At 41.6% G+C, this 22,574-nt stretch carries 25 protein-coding genes; all 25 read left to right on the top strand.

All coding sequences use genetic code 11. The annotated features are described in order from the left end of the window. Positions 1 to 666: glycosyltransferase family 2 protein (locus TX77_RS05935; protein ID WP_044503870.1), on the top strand; the 666-nt coding region annotated here is incomplete at its 5' end. 99 nt (positions 667 to 765) lie between these two features. Further along, on the top strand, positions 766 to 2,172 hold the full coding sequence (locus TX77_RS05930) for an MATE family efflux transporter (protein ID WP_044503869.1): 1,407 nt from the start codon (positions 766 to 768) through the stop codon (positions 2,170 to 2,172). 184 nt (positions 2,173 to 2,356) lie between these two features. Next, positions 2,357 to 2,563 (top strand): helix-turn-helix domain-containing protein, encoded by a 207-nt coding sequence (locus TX77_RS05925; protein WP_044503868.1) that lies wholly within the window; start codon positions 2,357 to 2,359, stop codon positions 2,561 to 2,563. A gap of 17 nt (positions 2,564 to 2,580) precedes the next feature. After that, entirely contained in the window at positions 2,581 to 3,882 is a 1,302-nt protein-coding gene (locus TX77_RS05920; RefSeq protein WP_044503867.1) for an AbiJ-related protein, read from the top strand. Continuing rightward, positions 3,872 to 5,302 carry a hypothetical protein gene (locus tag TX77_RS05915; protein WP_049917310.1) on the top strand — a complete coding sequence of 477 codons (1,431 nt, stop codon included), beginning with the start codon at positions 3,872 to 3,874 and terminating at the stop codon, positions 5,300 to 5,302. The genes TX77_RS05920 and TX77_RS05915 overlap by 11 nt, the downstream gene beginning before the upstream one ends. A gap of 1,259 nt (positions 5,303 to 6,561) precedes the next feature. Then, positions 6,562 to 7,569, top strand: coding sequence for a phage replisome organizer N-terminal domain-containing protein (locus TX77_RS13385; protein WP_049917309.1), 1,008 nt, complete (start codon positions 6,562 to 6,564; stop codon positions 7,567 to 7,569). Next, a complete protein-coding gene (locus tag TX77_RS13380) occupies positions 7,562 to 7,963 on the top strand; it encodes a hypothetical protein (RefSeq protein WP_049917308.1) in 402 nt (133 codons plus the stop codon). The genes TX77_RS13385 and TX77_RS13380 overlap by 8 nt, the downstream gene beginning before the upstream one ends. A gap of 14 nt (positions 7,964 to 7,977) precedes the next feature. After that, the gene (locus tag TX77_RS05900) at positions 7,978 to 8,193 is read left to right on the top strand and encodes a hypothetical protein (RefSeq protein WP_044503866.1); all 216 of its coding nucleotides are present in this window, start codon (positions 7,978 to 7,980) and stop codon (positions 8,191 to 8,193) included. A 12-nt stretch (positions 8,194 to 8,205) separates the two neighbouring features. Next, a complete protein-coding gene (locus TX77_RS05895) occupies positions 8,206 to 8,757 on the top strand; it encodes an N-acetylmuramoyl-L-alanine amidase family protein (RefSeq protein WP_044503865.1) in 552 nt (183 codons plus the stop codon). A 66-nt stretch (positions 8,758 to 8,823) separates the two neighbouring features. Further along, positions 8,824 to 9,039 carry a DUF1659 domain-containing protein gene (locus TX77_RS05890; protein WP_044503864.1) on the top strand — a complete coding sequence of 72 codons (216 nt, stop codon included), beginning with the start codon at positions 8,824 to 8,826 and terminating at the stop codon, positions 9,037 to 9,039. A 50-nt stretch (positions 9,040 to 9,089) separates the two neighbouring features. Then, positions 9,090 to 9,320 carry a DUF2922 domain-containing protein gene (locus tag TX77_RS05885; protein ID WP_044503863.1) on the top strand — a complete coding sequence of 77 codons (231 nt, stop codon included), beginning with the start codon at positions 9,090 to 9,092 and terminating at the stop codon, positions 9,318 to 9,320. A 139-nt stretch (positions 9,321 to 9,459) separates the two neighbouring features. Further along, a complete protein-coding gene (locus tag TX77_RS14090; RefSeq protein WP_230198069.1) occupies positions 9,460 to 9,792 on the top strand; it encodes a helix-turn-helix domain-containing protein in 333 nt (110 codons plus the stop codon). After that, a complete protein-coding gene (locus TX77_RS14085) occupies positions 9,789 to 10,061 on the top strand; it encodes an RNA polymerase sigma factor (RefSeq protein ID WP_230198068.1) in 273 nt (90 codons plus the stop codon). Before TX77_RS14090 ends, TX77_RS14085 begins: the two co-directional genes overlap by 4 nt. A gap of 155 nt (positions 10,062 to 10,216) precedes the next feature. Next, on the top strand, positions 10,217 to 11,317 hold the full coding sequence (glf, locus tag TX77_RS05875; protein WP_044503862.1) for a UDP-galactopyranose mutase: 1,101 nt from the start codon (positions 10,217 to 10,219) through the stop codon (positions 11,315 to 11,317). Between the two features lie 110 nt (positions 11,318 to 11,427). Then, on the top strand, positions 11,428 to 12,444 hold the full coding sequence (locus TX77_RS05870; RefSeq protein WP_230198067.1) for a glycosyltransferase family 2 protein: 1,017 nt from the start codon (positions 11,428 to 11,430) through the stop codon (positions 12,442 to 12,444). Positions 12,445 to 12,555: 111 nt separating this feature from the next. Further along, on the top strand, positions 12,556 to 13,911 hold the full coding sequence (locus TX77_RS05865) for a DUF3329 domain-containing protein (protein ID WP_044503861.1): 1,356 nt from the start codon (positions 12,556 to 12,558) through the stop codon (positions 13,909 to 13,911). A 42-nt stretch (positions 13,912 to 13,953) separates the two neighbouring features. Next, positions 13,954 to 14,220 (top strand): hypothetical protein, encoded by a 267-nt coding sequence (locus tag TX77_RS05860; protein ID WP_154651870.1) that lies wholly within the window; start codon positions 13,954 to 13,956, stop codon positions 14,218 to 14,220. Positions 14,221 to 15,485: 1,265 nt separating this feature from the next. Next, positions 15,486 to 16,046 carry a Panacea domain-containing protein gene (locus tag TX77_RS05850; RefSeq protein WP_230198066.1) on the top strand — a complete coding sequence of 187 codons (561 nt, stop codon included), beginning with the start codon at positions 15,486 to 15,488 and terminating at the stop codon, positions 16,044 to 16,046. Continuing rightward, the gene (locus tag TX77_RS13595) at positions 16,024 to 16,185 is read left to right on the top strand and encodes a hypothetical protein (protein WP_230198065.1); all 162 of its coding nucleotides are present in this window, start codon (positions 16,024 to 16,026) and stop codon (positions 16,183 to 16,185) included. The genes TX77_RS05850 and TX77_RS13595 overlap by 23 nt, the downstream gene beginning before the upstream one ends. Before the next feature lie 977 nt (positions 16,186 to 17,162). Next, positions 17,163 to 17,630 carry a hypothetical protein gene (locus tag TX77_RS05845; RefSeq protein WP_044503857.1) on the top strand — a complete coding sequence of 156 codons (468 nt, stop codon included), beginning with the start codon at positions 17,163 to 17,165 and terminating at the stop codon, positions 17,628 to 17,630. Positions 17,631 to 17,664: 34 nt separating this feature from the next. Next, positions 17,665 to 18,852, top strand: a complete 1,188-nt coding sequence (locus tag TX77_RS12960; protein ID WP_049917307.1) for a tetratricopeptide repeat protein — start codon at positions 17,665 to 17,667, stop codon at positions 18,850 to 18,852. Positions 18,853 to 19,160: 308 nt separating this feature from the next. Continuing rightward, entirely contained in the window at positions 19,161 to 19,310 is a 150-nt protein-coding gene (locus tag TX77_RS13590) for a hypothetical protein (RefSeq protein WP_154651868.1), read from the top strand. A 91-nt stretch (positions 19,311 to 19,401) separates the two neighbouring features. After that, positions 19,402 to 20,139: a J domain-containing protein gene (locus TX77_RS12955; protein WP_049917306.1), complete on the top strand. Its 738-nt coding sequence runs from the start codon at positions 19,402 to 19,404 to the stop codon at positions 20,137 to 20,139. 569 nt (positions 20,140 to 20,708) lie between these two features. Then, complete coding sequence (locus TX77_RS05830) at positions 20,709 to 21,821, top strand: AAA family ATPase (RefSeq protein WP_044503856.1); 1,113 nt, start codon at positions 20,709 to 20,711, stop codon at positions 21,819 to 21,821. Position 21,822: 1 nt separating this feature from the next. After that, positions 21,823 to 22,524 carry a DUF3226 domain-containing protein gene (locus tag TX77_RS05825; RefSeq protein ID WP_044503855.1) on the top strand — a complete coding sequence of 234 codons (702 nt, stop codon included), beginning with the start codon at positions 21,823 to 21,825 and terminating at the stop codon, positions 22,522 to 22,524. Positions 22,525 to 22,574: the final 50 nt, after the last annotated feature.

The following is a 22,574-nucleotide window of genomic DNA, read 5'->3' as shown; positions in this document are numbered from 1 at the left end:
GTAGACAATGCTTCTTCAGATGGGTCTTTTGATAAACTAAAGGGACTTGCAGGGGGTAATATTGATGTAATCCAAACCAATCAAAATAAAGGATATTCATACGGAAATAACTATGGTGCATGGTATTTAATGAATAATTATCATATTGATATTTTATTTATTTCTAATCCTGATGTGGAATATACGGAAGCTTTTTTGAAACAGATAGTTTTTGATATGCAAAAGCAGCATGCTCAAGCTGCAACAGGATATATGAAATTACCATATCATGAAATTATGACTCGATGCACATATACATATTGGCAAGAAATTATGGAATGTACTTTTCTTTTAAAGCACATTATCCCATTTAGGGGACCTTGTGTTAATCCAAATGAAGGTATTATAGATGTAGAATGGTTACCAGGATCCTTGTTTGCTATTGATGCAAATGTCTATAAAGAACTGGGAGGATTAGACGAAAATATCTTTTTATATTTTGAAGAGCAAATTTTAGGTAAAAAGCTTCTAGATTCTAATTATAAAATGATTATTAATACCGACATATCTTATTTTCATAACTCTGCCATATCTATCAATAAATCAATGAAAGAGGTCTTAAAAAGAAAACAGGCTTATAAATCAAAATATTATTTTTATTCAACATATCATCATATTGGAAAATAAAAAAAGTAATAATGAAATTATTTTTTCACTATTCTATTTTTAGAGGAAAAATTCGTTGTTATTTTTAATGTTTAATATATTTGAGGTATAGGAACATAAATGGAACGTACTAAAATTTTAAAAAATATCTCATATTCTTTTGGAGCGAATCTCATATCCCTTTGTGTCTCCGTTTTTATGGTTATGTTCGTTCCAAAGTTTCTTAGTGTCAATGATTATGGCCTTTGGCAGCTCTTTTTATTTTATTTTTCTTATCTAGGTTTTTTACATTTTGGCTGGGAAGATGGTATTTACTTGCGCTATGCCGGAAAACAATTTGAAGAATTAGACCAAAAAACTTTTGCTGGACAATTTTATGGAATCACTTTTTTACAACTTTTCTTAGCAGCTTTTTTTACTGTTTTGGGGGAACTATTTGTAGATGACCCTATGAAAAAGTTGGCACTGATTTGTGCTGTATGGTTGGCACCTTTTATTAACTTTACGAATCTCTGTAACTTTATTTTACAGATTACTAATCATATCAAGGACTATGCGAAGTTTTTATTAACGGAACGAGTTGTGTTTTTCTTGGGTGTTAGTTTCTTTTTGTTAGTGCTTCATCGAAATGAATTTCGATATATGTATTATGCGAAGTTGTTTTCCACTATTAGCCTTACTGTCATTGGTATTTATCTGTGCCGTAGTCTTTTGGTCCCCCGATTTTACTCACTCGGACAGATTATCGAGGAGGCAAAAGAAAATCTGACTGTAGGCAGTAAATTAATGTTAGCCAATATTGCCAGCCTGTTGATTATAGGTATTGTTCGCTATGGCATTTCCGTAGGATGGGATGTGGCTACGTTTGGCCGTGTATCACTGACCTTAGGCATTTCTAATTTTCTCATGGTATTTATCACTTCGGTTAGTGTTGTCTTTTTCCCCATCATCAAGCGCATGGATGAAGACCGGCGTGCTTCGGCGTATAAGTCTATCAGAACCAGCTTGGATATCGTTTTATTTGCGACCTTGATTGGATATTATCCGTTAAAATCTCTTTTGGCCTGGTGGCTGCCGCAATATGCTGACAGTTTGATTTATATGAGTGTATTGTTCCCGGTATGCGTTTTTGACAGTAAATTAAGCCTTCTCATCAATACCTATTTGAAAAGCATGCGCCAGGAAGCGTTGATGCTAAAGATTAATGTGGTCAGCGTCCTCGTATCCCTGGTAGTGACTTTTTTTACTGTGCAGATTGCCCATGATTTGAATTTGACAGTCCTTTCTATAGTTGGCATTTATGCCTTTCAGTGTTGTTTTGCTGAGTATTTTATCAGTTATCTTCTCCAGATGAATCTGCGTACAGATATTTTGAGTGATCTTGTTATGTGTGGCATTTTTACGGCTAGTGGCTGGTTCTTTGATAATGTTTTCTGCATGATTATCTACGGTGGAGCGTATTTATCTTTTATATTCCTCCAACGTAAACAGGTAAAACGTACGATAGCTATGATTCGGGGAAATTGAATTCTTTATAAGCGATAGTTTTGATAAATGAATAACTTTATAGGTAACTTTTTAGATGTCCGTGGTCTAGACTATGGACATTCTTTTTATTTGAGAAAGTTCGTTTAAAGAGAATATATTCATGAAAAAAGGACATTTTGTGATATAATATAATCAATAAGGTTTTCTTAAGCGGAGGATAAGAATGAGGACTTTCAGTTATAAAAGATTATTCAAAAAACTGATTGATTTAGATATGACAAACAATGACTTGATGGAAAAAGCAAAAGTAAGTAAAAGCACCTTTTACAAAATGAAGAATGGGCAAAATGTGACTACGGACGTTTTGCTTAGAATTTGTAATGCGTTAGATTGTGATATTGAGGAAATAGTAGAATGTGTGAAAATTTAATATGAGGAGATCATGTTTTGAATAAAATTACAGGTGTTACGAGACGAGATATTTTTGATTTATTTAAAAATGGAATAACAGAAGATAATTGGTTAATACCAGAAGCTATAGTTTACCCTTATTATGGTCGACTTGATATTGTTGAATTTTTGAAAAGATTGTATAACTTAGCAGATTGGGAAAGTAAAGATTCAAGAGTTGATAATGCAGAAAAAGAAATCATAATGCACACACATAATGGCGATTACCCAGACGATTGGATATTCGAGGATGAAAGATTTCAACTGCTTGATGGTGAAGATAATATTTTGCTTAACTTTATTTGTGAAGTATTTCATCCAGAAGTGAGGGTTGAAAATGGAGTTTGGGAAAGATATTTAGAAAGAATAAATGCTTTACTAAGGGAAGATGGGTATGAGATAGTTGCCACCAGCAAATTGTCTGGAAGAGATGTCTTTAGCTGGAAAATATATAGAGTGAAGCCAGTTATGTATATCCCTTTTTCGGAAAGAAATAAACATCTTATAATAAATAAAAAAATTAGGATTAAGCTTCCTAATGTGGTGAGATATCAACTTTTTAAAGTGATGGATGAGTATAATGAAGTATTTTACTTAACAGATGAAACTAACTGGCATTATACAAAACGTAGTAGTGAGTATGTTTTAGAAGATATTAATAAATTTTATATACCAAAACATTATGTCGGTAAAGAACTTGTTGAAATAAAAGCATTTAAGGATTTTCAGGAGGGAAGTTCACCAGTAACTATATTCGATGTTATTGAAAGTTTTAGTAGGAATATTACTGAATATGAAAAATTTGAAAAAGAAATAAATACTATCTTTAAATTGAATGATATTGGTATAAAACTTAAGAGTGGAGAAATACATTCAACCAATAATAAAGAAATAGAACTTGATTCTTCTATAAGAATTGGTGAAGCAGGTATTGAAGAGTTAATTGCAACGGCGGATGACTTGTATAGAAAAGGGGAGTACTCTTACGCTGTTGAAAAAATATGGGATGCTTTTGAACGAATTAAAACTTATTATTATCCTACTTTGGATAAGAAAAAATCAGCAGAAAAAATCATTGATGATATAAGTTATGGAAATGAACATATCAAAGAAATGTTTGCTATTGAATTTAAAGCATTGACTGATATAGGAAACTCATATCGAATAAGACATCATGAAAAGAATAAAATAGATATTTCAAACGATTTATATTATGAATATTTTTATAAAAGATGCTTATCTTTAATATCTATATTGCTAAAAAAATCTTTAAAGGAGAGAGAATTTTATGGAAACTGAATTATCAATTAAAAACAATCAGAGTAAGATGTCACAAATTATACAAGATTCAAATGGTATGTATTTATCAGTTTTACATGAAGTAGGGTTACCGACAGATAATGTTTTGTCTTCGTTGGACGAACGAAAAATTGCAATAGCAAATCTTCCATTTGTTATAGATAGGATGAATACTGAGTTGATTAAGGAATCATATTATTTGTCTAAGTTTTTTGTTGCAGTATCGACAGGTTTATTTGATGCAGCATTGAATTATTTGTGGGATGAGACGATTAAACAATTAAGAATCAGAGTGGTAAACGGAGATATTAGGTACTTCTATGATGTTGTAATAAGTGATGAGAGAAGAAAACAATTTACTTCACCAGAAGATTTATTGAAGTTAGATGATTTTGATTTAATTAAGGGGGCCTTGGAAATTGGTTTGATTACACAATTCGGGTATAAGCATTTAGATTTTATACGCTATATGAGGAATTGGGCAAGTGCAGCACATCCTAACCAGGCAGAATTAACGGGGTTAAATTTAATTTCGTGGTTAGAGACCTGTATCAAAGAAGTAATTGCAACCCCACCATCAAATATACAGATTAAAATTGGTCAACTATTAGCAAATATTAAATCTGAAGTGATCGATGATAGGCAAGCTTCAATGATAATTCCATTTTTTACCGAATTAAGTATTGAAAAAGCTGATGCATTGGCAAAAGGTTTTTTTGGTATATACATTGACGAAAAAACAAATCAACAGACAAGGAGTAATATAAATAATTTAGCACCTGAATTATGGAAAATAATATCTGAAGAAGTAAAATCGGATTTTGGTATTAGATATGCAACATTTTTGGCAAATGGAGATAACCAAACTAAAAATGAGGCAAAGAGATTTTTAGAAGTTGTGGGAGGAATGTCTTATTTGCCAGATACGGTAAAAGCTCCCATCATCAAAATGTCTTTAGACAATTTGATGATGGCTCATAATAGTTTTAATAATTTTTATAATGAACCTTCTTTTGCACGACAATTGCGTGCTGTAGTAGGTGATCATGGTACGATTCCTCCACAAATGAATTTCCAATATGTAAAGGTAATAGTGTCTGTATTCTTGACTAATGGGAGTGGAGAAGCATGGGCTGCGAACCCTATTTATATTGAACTAATTAAAAATTTTGATGCAAAGCAATCATTTATTGCATTGATTTCTTTTACGGATGAATTAATAAAGAGTAAGTTACAATTTTCTTTATGCCAAAAGAAGTTTGCAGAAATGTTAGGCTATCTTGAATCTAATATTACATCAGAAGGGGTTTTAGATTTATTGGAAGAAATTAGAGGTAGGGTAAAATCCTTATATGGTATATCTAATAATGATAAATTAAGTGATAAAATAAAGTTTTTTCAAAATAATTATCTTAAGTAATTTTATCCATCCATCTCTTTAGCTTCGTAAATTCCATAGTTTTTTCGTATTTGATAAAGTTGGTCCATAGTCGATTTTAAGGAAGAATCTCCTTGTAATTTGAACCGTCTTCTAAAGTTGAACCTAAAAATATAACTTTTGGAGGCGGTGCATTACTGGAGTACTTTTATTCTTGTTCTTTTTACTCTTGGTTCAAAGATTATGAATATTCAGGGGTTGAATCAGGTGATTACTTGGATTAGCAGTATTTCGTACGAGATATTTTTGTTGCAGCATGTGGTTATTCTCTATATGCTGGAAATTTGGAATCCATCAAATCCTTGGGTGGCGTTAGGTCTGCTGCTATTGACCCTTTTTAGAATTATCATAGGTGCATTTATTTTGCATCTTGTTGTAAAAAGAATAGTCAGTATTTCAGGAAAAACTTACAGCGTATTAAGGAGAGTTTGCACGATAAATTAAGTGAATTTTTTTAATTTATATTGTTGAAATAGCATTTGAGATGTCTGTGGCTTAGGCTATGGGCATCTTTTTTGTACCTATTTACGAAACGATTGAAGCTCATTGGATTAATTATGGTTATTTCTTGATATATCCCGATAATTGAATCATAATAGTTAATTAACGCAGACTTTGATTATTCGAAAATTGGCTTAATGATGCGGCTTATCAAGGGGATTAGCAGTAATTGAACTCGTGATGTAACGCGTTACGTATAGGAATAGAAAAGAAGAGAGATAAGAGGAGAAAAGATAAGACAATATACATAAGACAAGATTAAGATAAAATAATCAGAGACAAAAGATGATGAGATAAATGAGGACAGGTAAAATTATGCCGGGTTGATTTTTTTTGATCGATTGGATTTGATGTGTCGGGGTTCATTTTATGGTCATCATTTTTTGAGGCTTTTGTACTCTTTTTTGTCTTTCGTAAAGTTCCTTTCTGGAAGTGATTTTTTCCGGAAAGGGACTTTTTTTGTATTTCTGTGAAAGACAAATGTATTAGTTTGCGGATTTTTGAAAGTTCAGAAAACTTTAGGTTTTTGGATGTAAAAATTACCACTCAGAATGTATAAATAGGAAAAGATGTAAAACCGGATGAAATATGGAAAAAAACGAAATAAAAGAAGTGAAAAATCGAGGCTTTTCGTAAAAAGTTTGAAAAAAACTTTAGACGATTTGCATTTTTTTTGTACTAGTATAGTAGAGGGGTAATTTCGAAAGACATTCCCCAAGAAGAAAAAAGAGGTGCTGGCAATGAAAAAGTTACAATGGCTGAAAACGAAAGTAGGACTCTTTTTAGATCCCCGTATTCTTTATTTGATGAATCTTCCCAACGGCGATTCGTACATTGTCTTATGGTTCTTCTTAAAGGATATGGCCGGGATGGTCAATGACGACGGTAAGATTTACGTGTCGGAGACCGAGCCCCTTACGACGCAGCTCATTGCCAAGAGCCTGCACCGCCGTCAGCCTTTTATTGAAAATGGCTTGAAGGCATTAGAGCAGGTCGACCTCATCGAACGCGACGAAAAAGGGATGATCCGAATTATCATCTGGGATGAACTGCAAAGCTTTCATCGAGATGAGAGGCGAAGGGAGCAGACCAATGAACGGGTTCGCCGCTATCGTGAGAGGCAGCGCTTGGCTCAAGAAGAAGCTCAACAAGAAGGCCTTCCGGAAGAAAGTCCCATCGTCGAGACTTCCGGTGAAGAACATTCGGATACTCCGGAAGAAGAACCGGTTGCCCTGCCCATCACAAAGCTCGTCGAAGATACTGTCGTAGCTGAAAAGACGGGTGAAATGCCGCTGGAAGCGCTTCCTGCTACTGATGAAGGGGAAGAGTCCCAATCGGAACCGGAACGGCTTACAGGCGAAGCTGTGACGACGCCGAAGGCTGTGAAGGGCTATGCCTCGGTACAGACCTATCAGAATCTCTTTGGGCCCATGCAGGGCGATTTTGCACATCGATTGATCACCTTGGAAAACATGTGGGGCAGCGAATCCACTTGTACGGCCATTGAGATGGCTCACGAAAACAAGGTCAATAATATTAACTACATTGCCGCCATTTTGAAGAACAGCAACGGACGACCCATGCGCGGCAAACGAAAGGAAGATGAATTCCATGGCTATCCCAACTTTAATGAATACGTTGAAGGCGTGTTACGGGGCGAACCAGAATACAAACCCCATCTTCATCGAAATGGTGAAGGAAAGTCTGGGCTCCGACATATCGGTGACCCAGGCGGAGACCTTGGCTAAAAGAATTGTTTCATCCCTTAAATTTGCACCGTCCCTTGCCGACATTGTTGCCGAATGGCAGCAGATGCGAAAGGAGATGAACCGCCGCGTCTACGAGGCGACCCCTGTCTCCACGACGATGAGTCCGGAAACGAAACGGCGCGTGACGGAGACCATGGATCGGATCCGGGAAAACAGGCCCAAAGAATATGGCGTCATGAGTCCCCATGTGATGGAATTTGCCCGTCAGTTCTTCCCCGATATCAGCGAAGCGACAGCTAGGCGTAACTGCCTCGATATCATGAACTGCATGAGTACCCGGGAGTCTGAAATTGCGGCCGGAAGTCCTTACCGGACCTATATGGAATTGAATGATAACGGCATGATTACCTTAGTCATCCGTAAAATTGCATAAAGAAAGGAGATATTATGAACCAACTCTTTCGTTTCTTACGAAACCTCGACAAGAGGAAACTCATCTTCATCCTGCAAAGGGCCAGCGCCATCCTGCTTCCCATCAGGCCGTATGCCGAATGCGGACGGACCGACGTCTGTCCCTGCCCGGTGAAGAAACGGGCCATTCAGGGCATTGCCATCGGCGGCCAAACAGCCAGTGTAGAAATCGGAACGAGAAGTGAGTTTTAAGAAAGGAGCATTATGAAAGTCTATGTGAACGCCGGCCACGACCGGCAGCTTGATTCGGGCGCCGTCAATCCGCGCCTTGACCTCAGGGAATGTGACGCAGCCTATGAATTGGCCTGCCTCGTCATGTCCTATCTCGAAGATAACGGTATTGCCGTACGCTTCGGACAGAACGACAATCTCTATGCCGTCTGTGACGAGGCCAATAGTGAAGACTGCGACCTCTTTATTTCCCTTCATTTCAACGCCTTCAACGGCAGGGCCAGCGGGACGGAAACGTTGATCTCGGGCTCTACGGGAAGTTTGATGCTCGGGCACTGTATCCAGTCCAACTTAAAAGCCGTCTTGAACCTCCCGAACCGGGGCCTCAAAGAACGGCCGGGGCTCTTCGTCCTGCGCAGCACCATGATGCCCGCTGTCCTCGTCGAAGTCTGCTTCATCGACAACGACTGTGACTGGCGCCGCTACGAGGCCTATAAAGATGCCGCGGCCAGGGCCATTGCCACGGGCATTATGCAGTACCCCGTCCAGATGAAAGGGGCAGCCCTCTGGGGCGAAGCTGCTTGACCTTGTTTGACGTAACGGGTGCATACCCGATTCACACATAATTTTTAAAGAAAGGAGGCATGAACCATGGCAGAACGCAGTGCAGTGTCCAGCAAATTGAAGCTGGTCTTGTCCTATCCGGACGAATACGGCGAAACGCGGAGCAAATCGGTACTGATGCGCAACCTCGTCGTCGGAGCCGACGCAGCCAGTGTCATCACGGCTGTCGATGCAATCGGCACCTTGTACGAAAATCCCATCGTGACCGTCCGTGAAGTCGTCGAAAACGAGATCACGGGCTAAGGAAGGGCCTTCGGGTCTTCCGGAAATCTAAACAGAAAGGAGAGAAGAAAATGGCTATTAAATCGGAAACGAAAACGCTGCGCCTGACCTTCGTCGACGGCATCAATAAGAACGTCAGCTATTCCATCGCTTCGCCGAAGGCAGACCTGGACAAAGCAACCGTCGATGCTGCAGCCAATGCCATCGTCGATGCAAAAATCTTTGCGACCGACGACGGCGGCAACCTGATGGCTTTGAAAGACAGCCAGATCGTAACACGTAAAGTCGAAACGCTCGAATAAGCGTGACAGCATACAGGGGGATACCTTGGGCGGCATGTGCCGCTCAGGGTATTTTCCGTATCTGAATTTTTGATGAGAAATGTGAGGAAGTAGTGAGGGGTGTTTCTAATCTAAAAAATTTAAGTAAGGAGTTGATTGTATGACGGTCCAGTTGAGACACTGTGTCCGTGCGGCACAACGCGGCGATACCTTGGCAATGGAAGAAGTGATTCGGGAATTTGATCCCTTCCTCTGTAAGCTGGCTAAGGCATATCAGGAGGAATATCAAGATTATTATCAGACTTTTGGTGAAGCCCTTTCTACGGCGTATCAGGGGGCCCTTCAGTGCATTTTTAAGTATGATTTGGATCAGCCGGAGTCCGTGACTAAAGTGATGGTAGCTTCGGTTTATAATCAATTTCGTCGCGAAACGTATCAGCATACATGCTATCATAAAAAAATTAAAAAAATATCTTTGATAAGGATACCGTGACGGATTTACCCGAAAACGCACTGGCTTCTGAACGCTATTGCCCGGAACATAAATACTTGCAGACCGAAATAAGCCTGGAGCTGGATCAGACCTTAGAGATATTGCCGGAACTTCATCGAGAGATGATTGTGAAGCATGTCATTGACGGCGATTCCTACAGTCAGCTGGCAAAAGAACACTGCCTTAGCAAAGCCGGTGTCGGATACCAAGTAAAACAGGGGTTGTCAAAGTTGAGACGTCATATGACAGAGAAAGGACCGGTTGGTTAGGTTGAATCACATATAGAGAAGCCTTGGATTTATGAATAATATCAGCATAAATCCAAGGTGTTTTTGCGTTTATCCGATAAATGGTCGGTGGTTAGATAATGGGCCATATGGTATAATAAAATCATTATGCGGTATTTTTACAGGAGGTTTGCTTTATGTATGATTATCTGATTGTTGGCAGCGGTTTGTTTGGGGCTGTTTTTGCCCGGGAGATGACGAATGCCGGGAAGTCTTGCCTTGTTTTGGAACGGCGCGACTATGTCGGCGGCAATGTGTACTGTGAGGAAAAGGACGGCATTCACATTCACAAGTACGGCGCTCATATTTTCCATACGTCGAATAAGGTCGTGTGGGACTATGTCAATCAGTTCGTGGAATTCAATCATTACGTCAATTCGCCGGTGGCCAATTATAAGGGGGAATTGTACAACCTTCCCTTTAATATGAATACCTTCACCAAGATGTGGGGCGTCCGCACGCCGAAAGAAGCGGCGGCCAAGATTGCTCAGCAGCGGGAAGAAGCAGGAATCACGGATCCTCAGAACCTCGAAGAACAGGCTATTTCCCTCATCGGAACGGATATCTATACGAAACTCATCAAAGGCTACACGGAAAAGCAGTGGGGACGGCCCTGCACCGAAATTCCGTCTTTCATCATCAAACGCCTGCCCGTACGCTATACCTTTGACAACAACTATTTCAATGACCGCTATCAGGGCATTCCCATCGGCGGCTATAATGTCCTCATCAAGGGACTCTTAGAAGGCATTGAAGTCCGGACCGGCGTCGATTATAATGCCTCGCGCAGCGACTATGAAGGCATTGCCAAAAACATCGTCTATACAGGTCCCATCGATGAATACTTCGGCTATCAGCTCGGCCGTTTAGAATATCGCGGCCTTCGCTTTGAAACGGAGCGCTTGGAAGAAGAAAACCATCAGGGTGTGGCTGTCATGAACTATACCGATGCGGAAACGCCGTATACGCGTATCCTTGAGCACAAGCACTTTGAATTCGGGACCCAGCCCGTAACCTATGTAACCAAAGAATATCCGGCCGACTGGGAACCGGGCCAGGAAGCCTACTATCCGATCAATGATGCGCCCAATCAGGCACTCTATGCAAAGTATGCCGCCCTTGCCGAAAAAGAGCAGAACGTCATCTTCGGCGGCCGCCTGGCAGAGTATAAGTATTACGATATGGACGACACCGTCGAAAGTGCTTTGAAGATGGCCGATAAGGTCTTGGGACGATAATTGACGGTGTAAATTTTTTATGAAGGCGAAAGCGAGTTCTATGCCGTAGAACTCGCTTTTTACCGGATTTTGACTGATGAGGAAGTATCGATTAGGAAAGGGTGCAATAAGTGGCTGAAGAAATGAATGAGTTGGATGAACGCAATGGAAAATTATTGATTTCAATTTTAGTGCCTTGTTACAATGAAGAGGCGGTTTTGCGGGAGTTTTATCGTCGTACGGCAGCTGTCATTGACGGGATTCCGTCTTATGATTTCCAGTTTATGTTTGTCAATGATGGCAGCAAGGACGGGACCCTCTCGATCATGCACGAGCTGCGGGAGAAGGATGACCGCGTGTCGTACGTCAATTTGTCCCGTAATTTCGGCAAGGAAATCGCTATGACGGCGGGTATCGATTATTTGACCGGTGATGCGGCCATCATCATGGATGCCGATTTGCAGGATCCTCCGGAACTCATCCCCGAACTGATTCATTGGTGGGAACAGGGCTATCAGGACGTCAGTGCTAAACGGCGCAGCCGTGCCGGGGAAACCTTTTTCAAGAAATGGTCGTCCCATGCCTTTTATACGATCCTTCAGAAACTGTCTAATGCGCCCATGCAGCGTGACGTCGGTGATTTTCGCCTCCTCGACCGCCAGTGTTTGAACGCCCTGCGGATGATGCGTGAATCTCAGCGATACAATAAAGGCCTTTTCAGCTGGATTGGCTTTGAAAAGAAGGAAATCCTCTTTGACCGTGACGCCCGGGCTGCCGGCAAGACGAAATGGAACTATTGGAAACTCCTCAACTTGGCCATCGAAGGCATTACCAGCTTTACCACGGCGCCCTTGCGGGCTGCAACCTATGTCGGTATTTTCCTGGCCTTTATTGCCATGATCTACATGTTGTTTATTATCGGTCGGACGATTCTTTTTGGCGAAGACGTGCCGGGCTATCCGTCCCTCATTTCAATCATCCTCTTCATCGGCGGCGTCCAGCTCTCCTTCCTGGGCATCATTGGGGAATACCTGGGACGAGTCTTCAATGAAAGCAAATTCCGGCCTCTTTATTTGGTGCAGGACGTCAATGGTGACCGGGTCATGAATCAGGATAAGGTTAGGGACGTTTGTAAATACAGCAAGTAATTCCAATTTTATAGCTGTAATAAGGTAGCTAAATGAATTCCTATAAAGAAAAATTATCGAATTTTTAGTTTATAGTTTTAGATAAGGCATTGAACAGGAGGAACGAGAATAGTGCGAATTAATGAAACATTTGAAAATAAAATTGACGGGAATGATTTTATAAGGAGGGTAACTTATATCATTCTGTTCATTTTAATTTCAGTAATGATGTTTAAGTTAAATAGACCTACTCCGTGGGTAGTAGATGATTTACTTAAATCTCAAGCTGCGATGAATATGCAGGGGTTGAATGATATGTTTCAGCATGGGAAAAACTTTTACCTTCATTGGGGTGGTCGCGTATGGGGAGAAATATTTGCTCAGGCATTTTTAATGATTCCTAAAAATATTTTTGATATTATCAATACTATTGGCTACATGATTTTATTAGTATTAATGCAATGGAATATTCTGGGAAAATGGAAATTTGATCCGGTTATACTTGTTTTTATTCATTTTTCCTTGCTTCTCTGCCTTCCTGCATTTGGGCAGGACATTCTCTGGATTTCTGGATCGGCAAATTATATGTGGGCGTCTCTTTTGCCTTTACTGTTTCTAGGAATATGGAGAAGTTACCAGGTTAACCTAGATGAAAAAATTAATCATCCTATTAGTATATGTTTTGTTTTTGTTCTAGGAATTTTTGCTGGATGGTCTAATGAAAATGTTTCGGTTGGCTTAGTTGCGATAGTTGCTGGATATATGTATATCTACAGATCGAAACTTAAAAAGATTCCTAGCTTTGCTTATGCCGGGGGGATTGGGCTTGTTTTAGGATCTTTAGTACTATGGTTAGCTCCGGGAAACTTCGTTCGATTTGCTTTTGAAAAGCATTCACATTCACCTTTCCATATAGCTAATATGGTATTGAAAAATATCTGGGCATTATTCGATCCTGCAGCTACGCTATTTCTAGTTATTCTTTTTGTCATATTATTAGTTGGTAGTATAAAAATAAAAAAAGAAACTGCCATTATTATCTTTTTAGGAGCTGTTATTTCTTCGATTGCCTTTAGTGTAATAGGGAGAATTGATCATAGGGTCTTTTTCGGCCCGGTTATGCTGATGATCATTGCTTCAGGCATTCTCTATGAACAATGGAATCAGACTCTGGAAATCCGGAAAATAAAATTTTTGATAATGTGTATCCTCTTCTTGGGCTGTATTACTTTTTATAGTGACGCAAAAAACGGGATTAATGATTATGCAGCTCAATGGAATGACAATCAAAAGATAATAAAAATAGAAAAAGATAAAGGAAATCTAGATGTCTATGTAAATCCAATTTTTCCTAAAAATAAATTCTGTGCTACTTATGGATTAGATGATATTAAGCCAAAGAATCAAAACAAGCATTGGCTAAATACAGGTGTTGCCAAGTATTTTGGATTGCGGACTATTCAAAGTGTTCGTGTAGAAAATAAGTAATTGATGAGTAGCCTGTGAATAAAGAGGAATGGGCAGATTATATTGAAATATGTGCTGCCGTCTATTTGCTATGAAATCGATTATAACTTGATTGAACAGATTCAAGCGGCTGACCGTGAAGGCAAAACCGAAATGGTCCTTCGCGTGCCCAAAGGAGATAACCGCGATAACTGGCCTCATCCTATGTATATGGGTGGGAATATCAGCCGGACCCTCTATAAACACGGCCTTATCTCACGGAACATCAAAATTGAGATCCAGCCCGATCCGGCCATGAATGAACAATATCATATTGCCATTCCTAAGTAGGGATGGTGGGGAATACAGGAGACTTGCCTTTTGATGGGCGAGTCTCTTTTTTCGCTTGGACAAATGTCGGGAGGACCTCTTTTTCAGGGAGAACTTTTAAAGAAAAGTGCTTCATAGCGACGGCATCGTCGGAAAGTATTTCAATATACGACAAGGGACTTCAAAAATATGGTATAATATGAATAGATTCATGGATTTTATACCATTTAGCCCCGATGTGATGAAATGGCAGCCTTTGAGGATTTTTGAAAGCTAATTTCAGCGAAAAAGCAGAAAACAGCCGAAAAATAAAATCCGCCCCGCAAATGGCCTTTTCGATGGTGTAACGAAGTCATTTGTAAGAGGCTGTTAAGGACGATTGAACAAGCTCCTTTCTTGGTGAGAAAGGAGTTTATGTAAGGAACCCCGCAAGGGGACGGAAACTTTATTAACATTATTATTCCTCCTTTTGGAATACAGTTTAGACCCATAATCCCCGAAAGGGGACGGAAACTTTCTGTCCCTTACCTTGATTATATTATATCAAGGTTAATTACCTTAAACCCCGAAAGGGGACGGAAACTATTCAGTCTTGATACCTTTGACGGAACAAAGTTCCGACGTTAAGAAACACAATCCTCGCAAGGGGACGGAAACTTATACGGAGAAACCCATACTTCTACTTCGTGACCGAACGTTAATTACCTAAAACCCCGAAAGGGGACGGAAACCGATTTTGAGCGGCGTCATAAACTGTCTCGTTCCTGTGTTTAGAACCTGAATCCCCGAAAGGGGACGGAAACTCGTCACACATTGGGAAAGGGTGACAACACGCCGCCGAGTTAAATACTCCTTTCTTTGTGAGAAAGAATCTAATGCAGCGAATCCCCGCAAGGGGACGGAACCCGCGCTGCCAAGTCTACGACCACTGGGAAGCTTTCATCATTAAAACCTTAAACCTCGTAAGGGGACGGAAACCCCATATGGACGCGCACGGTTGTCCGTTCGCTCTTTTTGATGTTAAGAACCATAATTCCCGGACCTACTTGGACTCCTTTCTTGGTAAGAAAGGAGCTAATAAATAGGGGACGGAAACTCATCGAGGTGTGGATCATACGGGCAACTCATCCAGTCGTTAAGAAACACAATCCCCGGATGTAATGTGACTCCTTAAAAAAATGGTATAATGACTTTAGAAAAGGTGTTAATGGCTTGTGTTTTGTTATAATCTATGATGGTCTAGTAAGGTTTAAAGAATCTTGATGGAACGAACAGGAGGGGAGAACATGGTACAGGCTATTGAGGTGGCAAGGTTTTTTATCAATATTGCCAATACGATCCCCACAGACGATTTGATGACCAACATGCGAGTGAATAAGCTCCTGTATTTTGCACAGGGAGAATGTTTACGGCAGTTAGGAAAGCCTCTTTTTGATGAGGATATGGAAGCTTGGGATTATGGCCCGGTGGTTCCTTCTGTCTATCGGACCTATAAAGAATTTGGACGAGAACCGATAAAAGACGGTGTTGGATATCAGGACACGTTTTCTGAACAGGAAAAAGATGTTTTGTTTGATGTCTTGAGCTACTATGGCCAGTTTTCTACATCGGCACTCGTTGCTTTGTCGCGTCAGGTACAGTCACCATGGACTGCAGCACACAAAAATGGTGATAAGCACGCTAAAATATCGAAAGAAGAGATTAAAACCTTCTTTACAAGTAAGCCGCCCATCCCAAAATTCACCATTCCTTATAAAGAAACAGACTTTGTAGGGTATAGAGATAAAGACGGATACCTAGTTCTTCCTCAGGAATGGGATGAAAATGCAGCGTGTGATGATTTTTGAAGCGAAAAAACAGAAGAAGGCGGAAAATAAAATCCGCCCCGCAAATGCCATTTTCGACGGCGTAGTTAAGCCATTTGTAAGGGGTGCTGTTAAGAACCTCAATCCCCGTAAGGGGACGGAAACGAATATGTTTGAATAAGTACCTTGCAAGCTGGGAGAGTTAAGAACCATAATCCCCGAAAGGGGACGGAAACTCAATGTGCAGCGCCTGAACCATACGAGCATTAACGAAGTTTAGAACCTTAATCCCCGTAAGGGGACGGAAACCCATCTTTCAGCTTTCGTGTTACTGGAATCTTAGCCCGGAGTTAAGAACCATAATCCCCGCAAGGGGACTGAAATCGTAGAAACTATTTATTAATGATGTACAGCAATGTTGGTTACGGTACTATCATCTTCGGGACTGCTGTTATGGCTGCTCCTAGGGAGCTTTGCGGGATGATCTTGCGGTTGTTTGACAATACTTGGTGGAAAACGTATACTTGAGATAAGTTGAGGTAATGCGGAGGTTTGAAAAAATCGCCTGTGAACCCACTTTGGGAGCGGGTACTGGGAGATAGGGTTACATTACCAAAATCCCCGTAAGGGGACTGAAACGCGCAATACGCGAGCCAGATTAATGTACGGAGCCAGCGACGTTACATTACCAAAATCCCCGTAAGGGGACTGAAACCGCCAAACAAGTTTGGTCAGCCATACTAACAAGACCGTTACATTTTTTTGGAAAAGGATTCTATCAATAGGGGCCGGTATGCTGCTAGGCGCAAAAATGAAGAGTGCATGAGAAATGCCGGTACGGGCATCTGTTTTGTGATGCCCGGTACCGGCATTTGTATATTTTGGGTTATTCTATTGATTCACGGGGAAGGGTGAAATGATGGTTGTCAGTCCTAAATGGAGGCGCTCCGGAGCATACATTGAGATTTGCTTTTTCATGGGGCAAGGCTTTTTATGACAGATAGGAAAGGTATGATCGATTGAACCGGGTGTAAAGAAAGGGCTATCAGGTAAGCTGAATATTTGACAGGGACATATTCTGTCGTGGTGGTTCTGTATAATTGATCTTATAACAGCCATGGAATTCGTGAAAAATTCGCCAATGGGGAGGATAGGGTTATGACGGTATCGAGATTTCGTTTTTTGGAGCATGATTTCCCCCGTTTATATGATTGCTGCGTCTGGGCTGAGCAGGCTTCCGAGGCTAAGGAGGCCATGGATGAGATGCGCCGGGCCATGAGATGGATGATTCATGATTTAGGGGCTGCCTATCTGAATTTGTTTCAGGGCATCAATGAATTAGAAGAAAATCAGTTCGTGGATCAAGGCTTGAGCCGCCATTTCCATGAGGTTCGCCGTATGATCGAGCCCTATGGCCGGGAGGATGGGGATGTGCCGTCGTGCTTGGCCCGGTTGTTGATCCTGACGGTAGCCTATGGGCTGTATAAGGGGAAATCCTACAGGCCGGAAGACTTTTTACCCGCTGATGTCCCCGCTGTGAGCCGCTATTTGGAACAGGGAGAAAGGCCGTCCGAGGTCACTGGATGCGTCGCGGCAGGTGCCGTCCCTGTCCCGCCGGGTTTTTGAAACGCCAAGTGCCTTCCGGCAGCGGATAAAGGCTATGGAGCCCGTGTATATCGGCTGCGCCATTCTTAATCCCCCTCTGGACGGCGACGGGTATACGGACAACTGTTTCTTGCGATACCATATCGATCATAATCCCGATATCCAATTTTCGCCTGTCGAAGCTTTTTATGTGACCGGCGTGAGCGATGATACGGTCATCGACGGGGATTTGGTGGCAAAGTTGATGATGTATGACGATGAGGTCTGCTGTGATTACAGCCGGGTGTATCTGAAGCATGGCGACGAGTTGCTTGCCGTTCAGCCTCTCTGTTGGGATCCCTTTCCTTATGAAACGGAGGAAGCCTATGATGAAAGGATCAGCCGCATGCCTTTGCTGCCCTTTGGCTGCGCTAAGGCTGTCCCCGATGACTATGATGCCGAGACGGAGAGGCTGCCCTTTTATATTTGGGCTTTTTGCGATTATGCAAGACCGATCTTTGAAAATTTATTGTTGGCCGATACCCGGGTTCATATTCCCTGTAATCGCGAGATGGCAAAAGAGATTTCTTCTTCCCAGGAGCCGTTCACCCTTTTTTTGAGGCTCCATACGATCGACGATGCTGCTGAAATTGCGTTGTGGCGAGACGATGTCGGTGAGGTCTTCTGCGGCCGGTATGAGACTACGCAGGACTGGATGTATGCTAAATGGTACGCTTATTTCTATCGGGAGGCCGTTGACCTGGGAAGTCCCGGCGCACAATTCACTTTGGGACAAATGTGCGGCAGCGATTACGAGCAGGCCTTTTCTTGGTTCCAAAAGTCAGCCGACCAAGGCCATGACAGTGCGCAGAATCAGTTAGGGCTCTGCTATTATGAAGGGAAGGGCGTCGAGCAGGATTACCGGAAAGCTGCCGCCTGGTACCAAAAAGCAGCCGACCAAGGTTATGATGTGGCACAATATCATTTAGGGAACTGTTATTATCACGGAGAAGGCGTCGAACAAGACTATGGAAAAGCCGTTGCCTGGTATCGAAAAGCGGTGGAACGTGAATTCCTCAACCCTTGGGCAGCCTGTCAGTTGGGCAACTGTTATCGTCACGGTACCGGCGTCGAACAAGATCGTGAACAAGCCATAAAATGGTATAAAAAAGCAGCCATGGATTACGAGTTCGATGAAGAACTGCAGGAACTCGTACGGCAGGCCTTAGCCGAGATAAAGACTTCTGAGGTGAAAGGAACATAAGATTTCCGATGGCTGCGGTGGGCCGGCGGCCAAACTGTCCGGGAATGCGAAAGAAAAAGTGAAGGTGCCTTTGAGGATGCGTATTCGGCAAGATGTGAATGGCAGACTGTGAGCGAATTTCTAGGACTGAGGAAGGCGGGTATTTTAAAACCCATAAAAGGATGTTCTGAATCATATTAAGGGGAAGCGGAAATACTTTCTGACGGGGACGTTTGGGGCCTCAATTTTCTTTTCGTTACGCAATGACTATTCGCGTAATCGCGATAATTAGGATACCATTCTTTTTCAACCATAGGAGGGTGAAGCTGATGAAGAAGATAACGATGCGTCGGATGATCGGTTTTGGGTTTGGATTTATGCTCCCGAAGATCGTAAAAACGGTGGTAAAAATTGGCGTGATTTTGGGAATCGGGTATTTGAGTACCCGAGGCTATAAGAAGGTAAAAAACAGCGCTTGAGATAGAGGCATTTTTGGAAGCGGGGAATCGTATTCAGACTTATAGGGGGGAAGTCAATCGTCTTTTTGTTCGAAAGAAGGTGTTACTCGGCATGTCTGATTATATGGAGAATTATTACGAGCTTTTAGGTGTTGACCCCAAGGCATCCACGGAAGAGATTCACCGGGCCTACCTTGCCTTAGCCAAAAAGTATCATCCCGATACGACCTCTCTTCCCCGGGCTGAGGCAGAAAAAAAGATGGCCTTGCTGCAGGAGGCCTATAGTGAACTGGCCAATCCATATCAACGTGAGACCTATGACTTCCTGTTGGAAGTTGGTGACCCCTTTGAAAATGAGGTGTTTCTTGACAACGAAGAAGAGTACTGCGTTAACGCCTACGCTGAGGACTTGCATAATCATGCCGCATGGCTGTTAAAAGTGTTTGCCGACAATTTTCAATTTGAAGCGGGGAATGAAGAGAGCAATCAGAGCTCGCTAAAGAACTTTTTTGGCATGTTCCTTCGCGAGGAGGACAAGTTTATTGAATATATAGAAAAATCGTCGCATAAAAGAATGGAATATTTGAAGCCTGCTTTTTGGGTCTACTATCAGTTTGGCATTGCCTATACGTATACCCACGACAAGAAGCAAGCCATTCCTTTTTTAGAAAGAGCATTAACCTTTGTTGATCCTGACGATGCGGATGGTGAGAAAGTCAGGCGATTATTGGCTCAAGTGAAAGATCCCAATTTCAAAGGCTTACCTGATGAACCAAAAAGAAAGCCTTGGCTTTCGCGAGTGGTTGCTTTTGCAGTTATCTGCCTGATTATCGCCTCTTGTGCAAAGTAAGCCGGGACGTCCCTCATGAGAGGTGCTTATATGAAAACGAATAAGGGATGACAGAGTATAAAAGGACTTGTCTTTTTGAACTGCCTCTTAAAGTTGGACCTAAAAATCTAACTTTAAGGGGTGGTTCATTTTGAAGACGAGTCTTTTTTTGCGCCCGATGAGGGGCGAATGCCTTATGGGACCGGGAGAAATGGGATGTATAGGAGGCAAGATAGGCTTTAGGCACGAAATGAGAAGCTAGCGACGCCATTGACATATGCCATGAAGTTATGTAGTTCAACTATATTTTAATATATGTTGTAGTTATTAAATCTAGGGTGGAGATAAATACGGGTTAGTAAATAATTTGCTATGCAATAGATTGGCAGGATGAGTGAATCAATCAGTTGCCATTAGTCATCGCATAGGGTATGGATAATAATCTTGAGGGAAGAGCGTGATAGCGATTATAAACACATACGTATAAACTCAAAAAAAATGTACCCACATAAAACTAGAAAATTATGCTAAAAGCGTATCATAATATGTTAAAATAAATATAATAGTGTCATCACTACGGGAATGTTAATATGGAAGCGGGTGAAAATATGATTACAACACTGAATATACATAACTTCCGGTGTTTTCAGGATTTGTCGGTGACCAAGTTGGCCCCGATTACGCTGCTGGGCGGACGGAATAATTCCGGGAAGTCCGCGATTTTGGAAGCTATTTTTTTGTCGTTTAGCTATTGGAATGGGAACGTTTTTTCAGCATTGGCTGCTAGCCGCAGCAGTAATGGGCAATTACCCTCACCGGAACGGATTTGGAATCCCTTGTTTTTCAATTTTGAGAAAACAGATGAATTTTCGTTGTCGGTAGAGCAAGATAACGGCAAAACATCGGTATTGACGATGAAGAAAGTCCCTGATGAAAATGTCAGCCTTGATATTAATACTGAGCTTGTGTCTGGTATTTTTAAGCAAGGATATGCTTTGCAGGATTTGGATCACTACTTTTTTGCCTTAGAGTATACGCATACCGAAGAGAATCAGACTATTCAGGGAAGATACTCTTTCGAAAATACACAGATTCGTAATATGCCTAGTTCTGATAATCCAAAAAAAGATTATGCATCTTTTGTGAAGGTAAGCTTTTATAGAAATCTGTATATTCCAGATAACGGGGCGATTGCCGAATGGGTCGGTAAGTTTATCTTAGACGGACGGAAAGAGGATTTATTGGCTGTCTTACGCCTCTTTGACGGGCGGATTTCAGATATTATGACTTTGGTAGAAAACAACCTTCCTTATGTGTATGTTACCTTAGCCGATGGCATGAAAATGCCGATTACCTATATGGGCGATGGAATCAATAAGGCGCTGAATTTGTTGTTAATTATCTTGACCAGCCCCAATGGGATTGTGCTGCTCGACGAAATCGAAAACGGATTCCATTACAGCGTCTATCCGAAGGTTTTACGCGCCTTGTACGAAGCGGCCTTAGGCATTCATTGCCAACTAGTGATTACGACCCACAATGCCGATATTTTGCGACAGTCTGTTGCTGTGATGAAAGCGTTGAATCAGTTGGAGGCTCTTAGTTATCAACGTCTCAGCGTTTCTGACAAAGGGCGAAAAGCCTATGCCTTCTCCGGTGATGAACTGGAAGTGGCACTAGATGCGGAATTGGAGGTGCGGTGATATGCCTAAAAAGGGCGACTCCATAAAACTTATACCGAAGATTCCCCATGTCATCTTGTGTGAAGGCCGGGATGAAGAACTTTTTTTGCGCTGCTATGTGTCCCATCTTGTTGAAGGCAAAGTGGTTCCGGATACCTTCAATATTATCAATTTGGGTGGAAATGAAGAATTGCAAAGGAAGCTGCGTGTCCTCCACTCCGTAGAGCATTATGATCATATGCAAGGATTTCTGATTATACGAGATGCCGAAGCCAGTGCTGTCAATGCGGCCCAATCCCTTCAGAAGAGTATGAATGCGGCTTTCGGGATTGATATTCCGCTGGACGGGCAATTTGTTCAAAATCCTGACGGCATATGCTTCGGCTTTGTACTCCTGCCGGGTAAAACTACTGAGGGAGACTTTTGTGACGGTACTTTAGAAGACTTGTGCTGCCAGATTTTAAAAGAAAACCCTAATGAATTTTCAGGGGAAGATTTATTGACGCTATCTAATTCTTATTTATATACAGTTGAACATGAACGGGGAACCTCTTTGCGGACAGCTCATAAAAATAAATTGCACGCCTATTTTTCAGGGACCGATCGCTTCGTAGGTATGAAGATTGGAGAAGCGGCTCGCGCAAAGTGCTTTGATTTTTCCAGTCCGGCCCTGGGTTTTTTGAAAAAGGCCCTCATAGAACTCTCGTCATCGGATGAAACATGAGATTCGGACTTTCTGCACCGATGATTTGAAATGATATGTCGCGCCTTTTA

Origin of the sequence: Megasphaera massiliensis (assembly GCF_000455225.1) — a bacterium.
GTDB lineage: Bacteria > Bacillota > Negativicutes > Veillonellales > Megasphaeraceae > Megasphaera > Megasphaera massiliensis.
The sequence above is the reverse complement of the archived record's forward strand: the minus strand, read 5'-3'. Positions and strand labels throughout refer to the sequence as shown.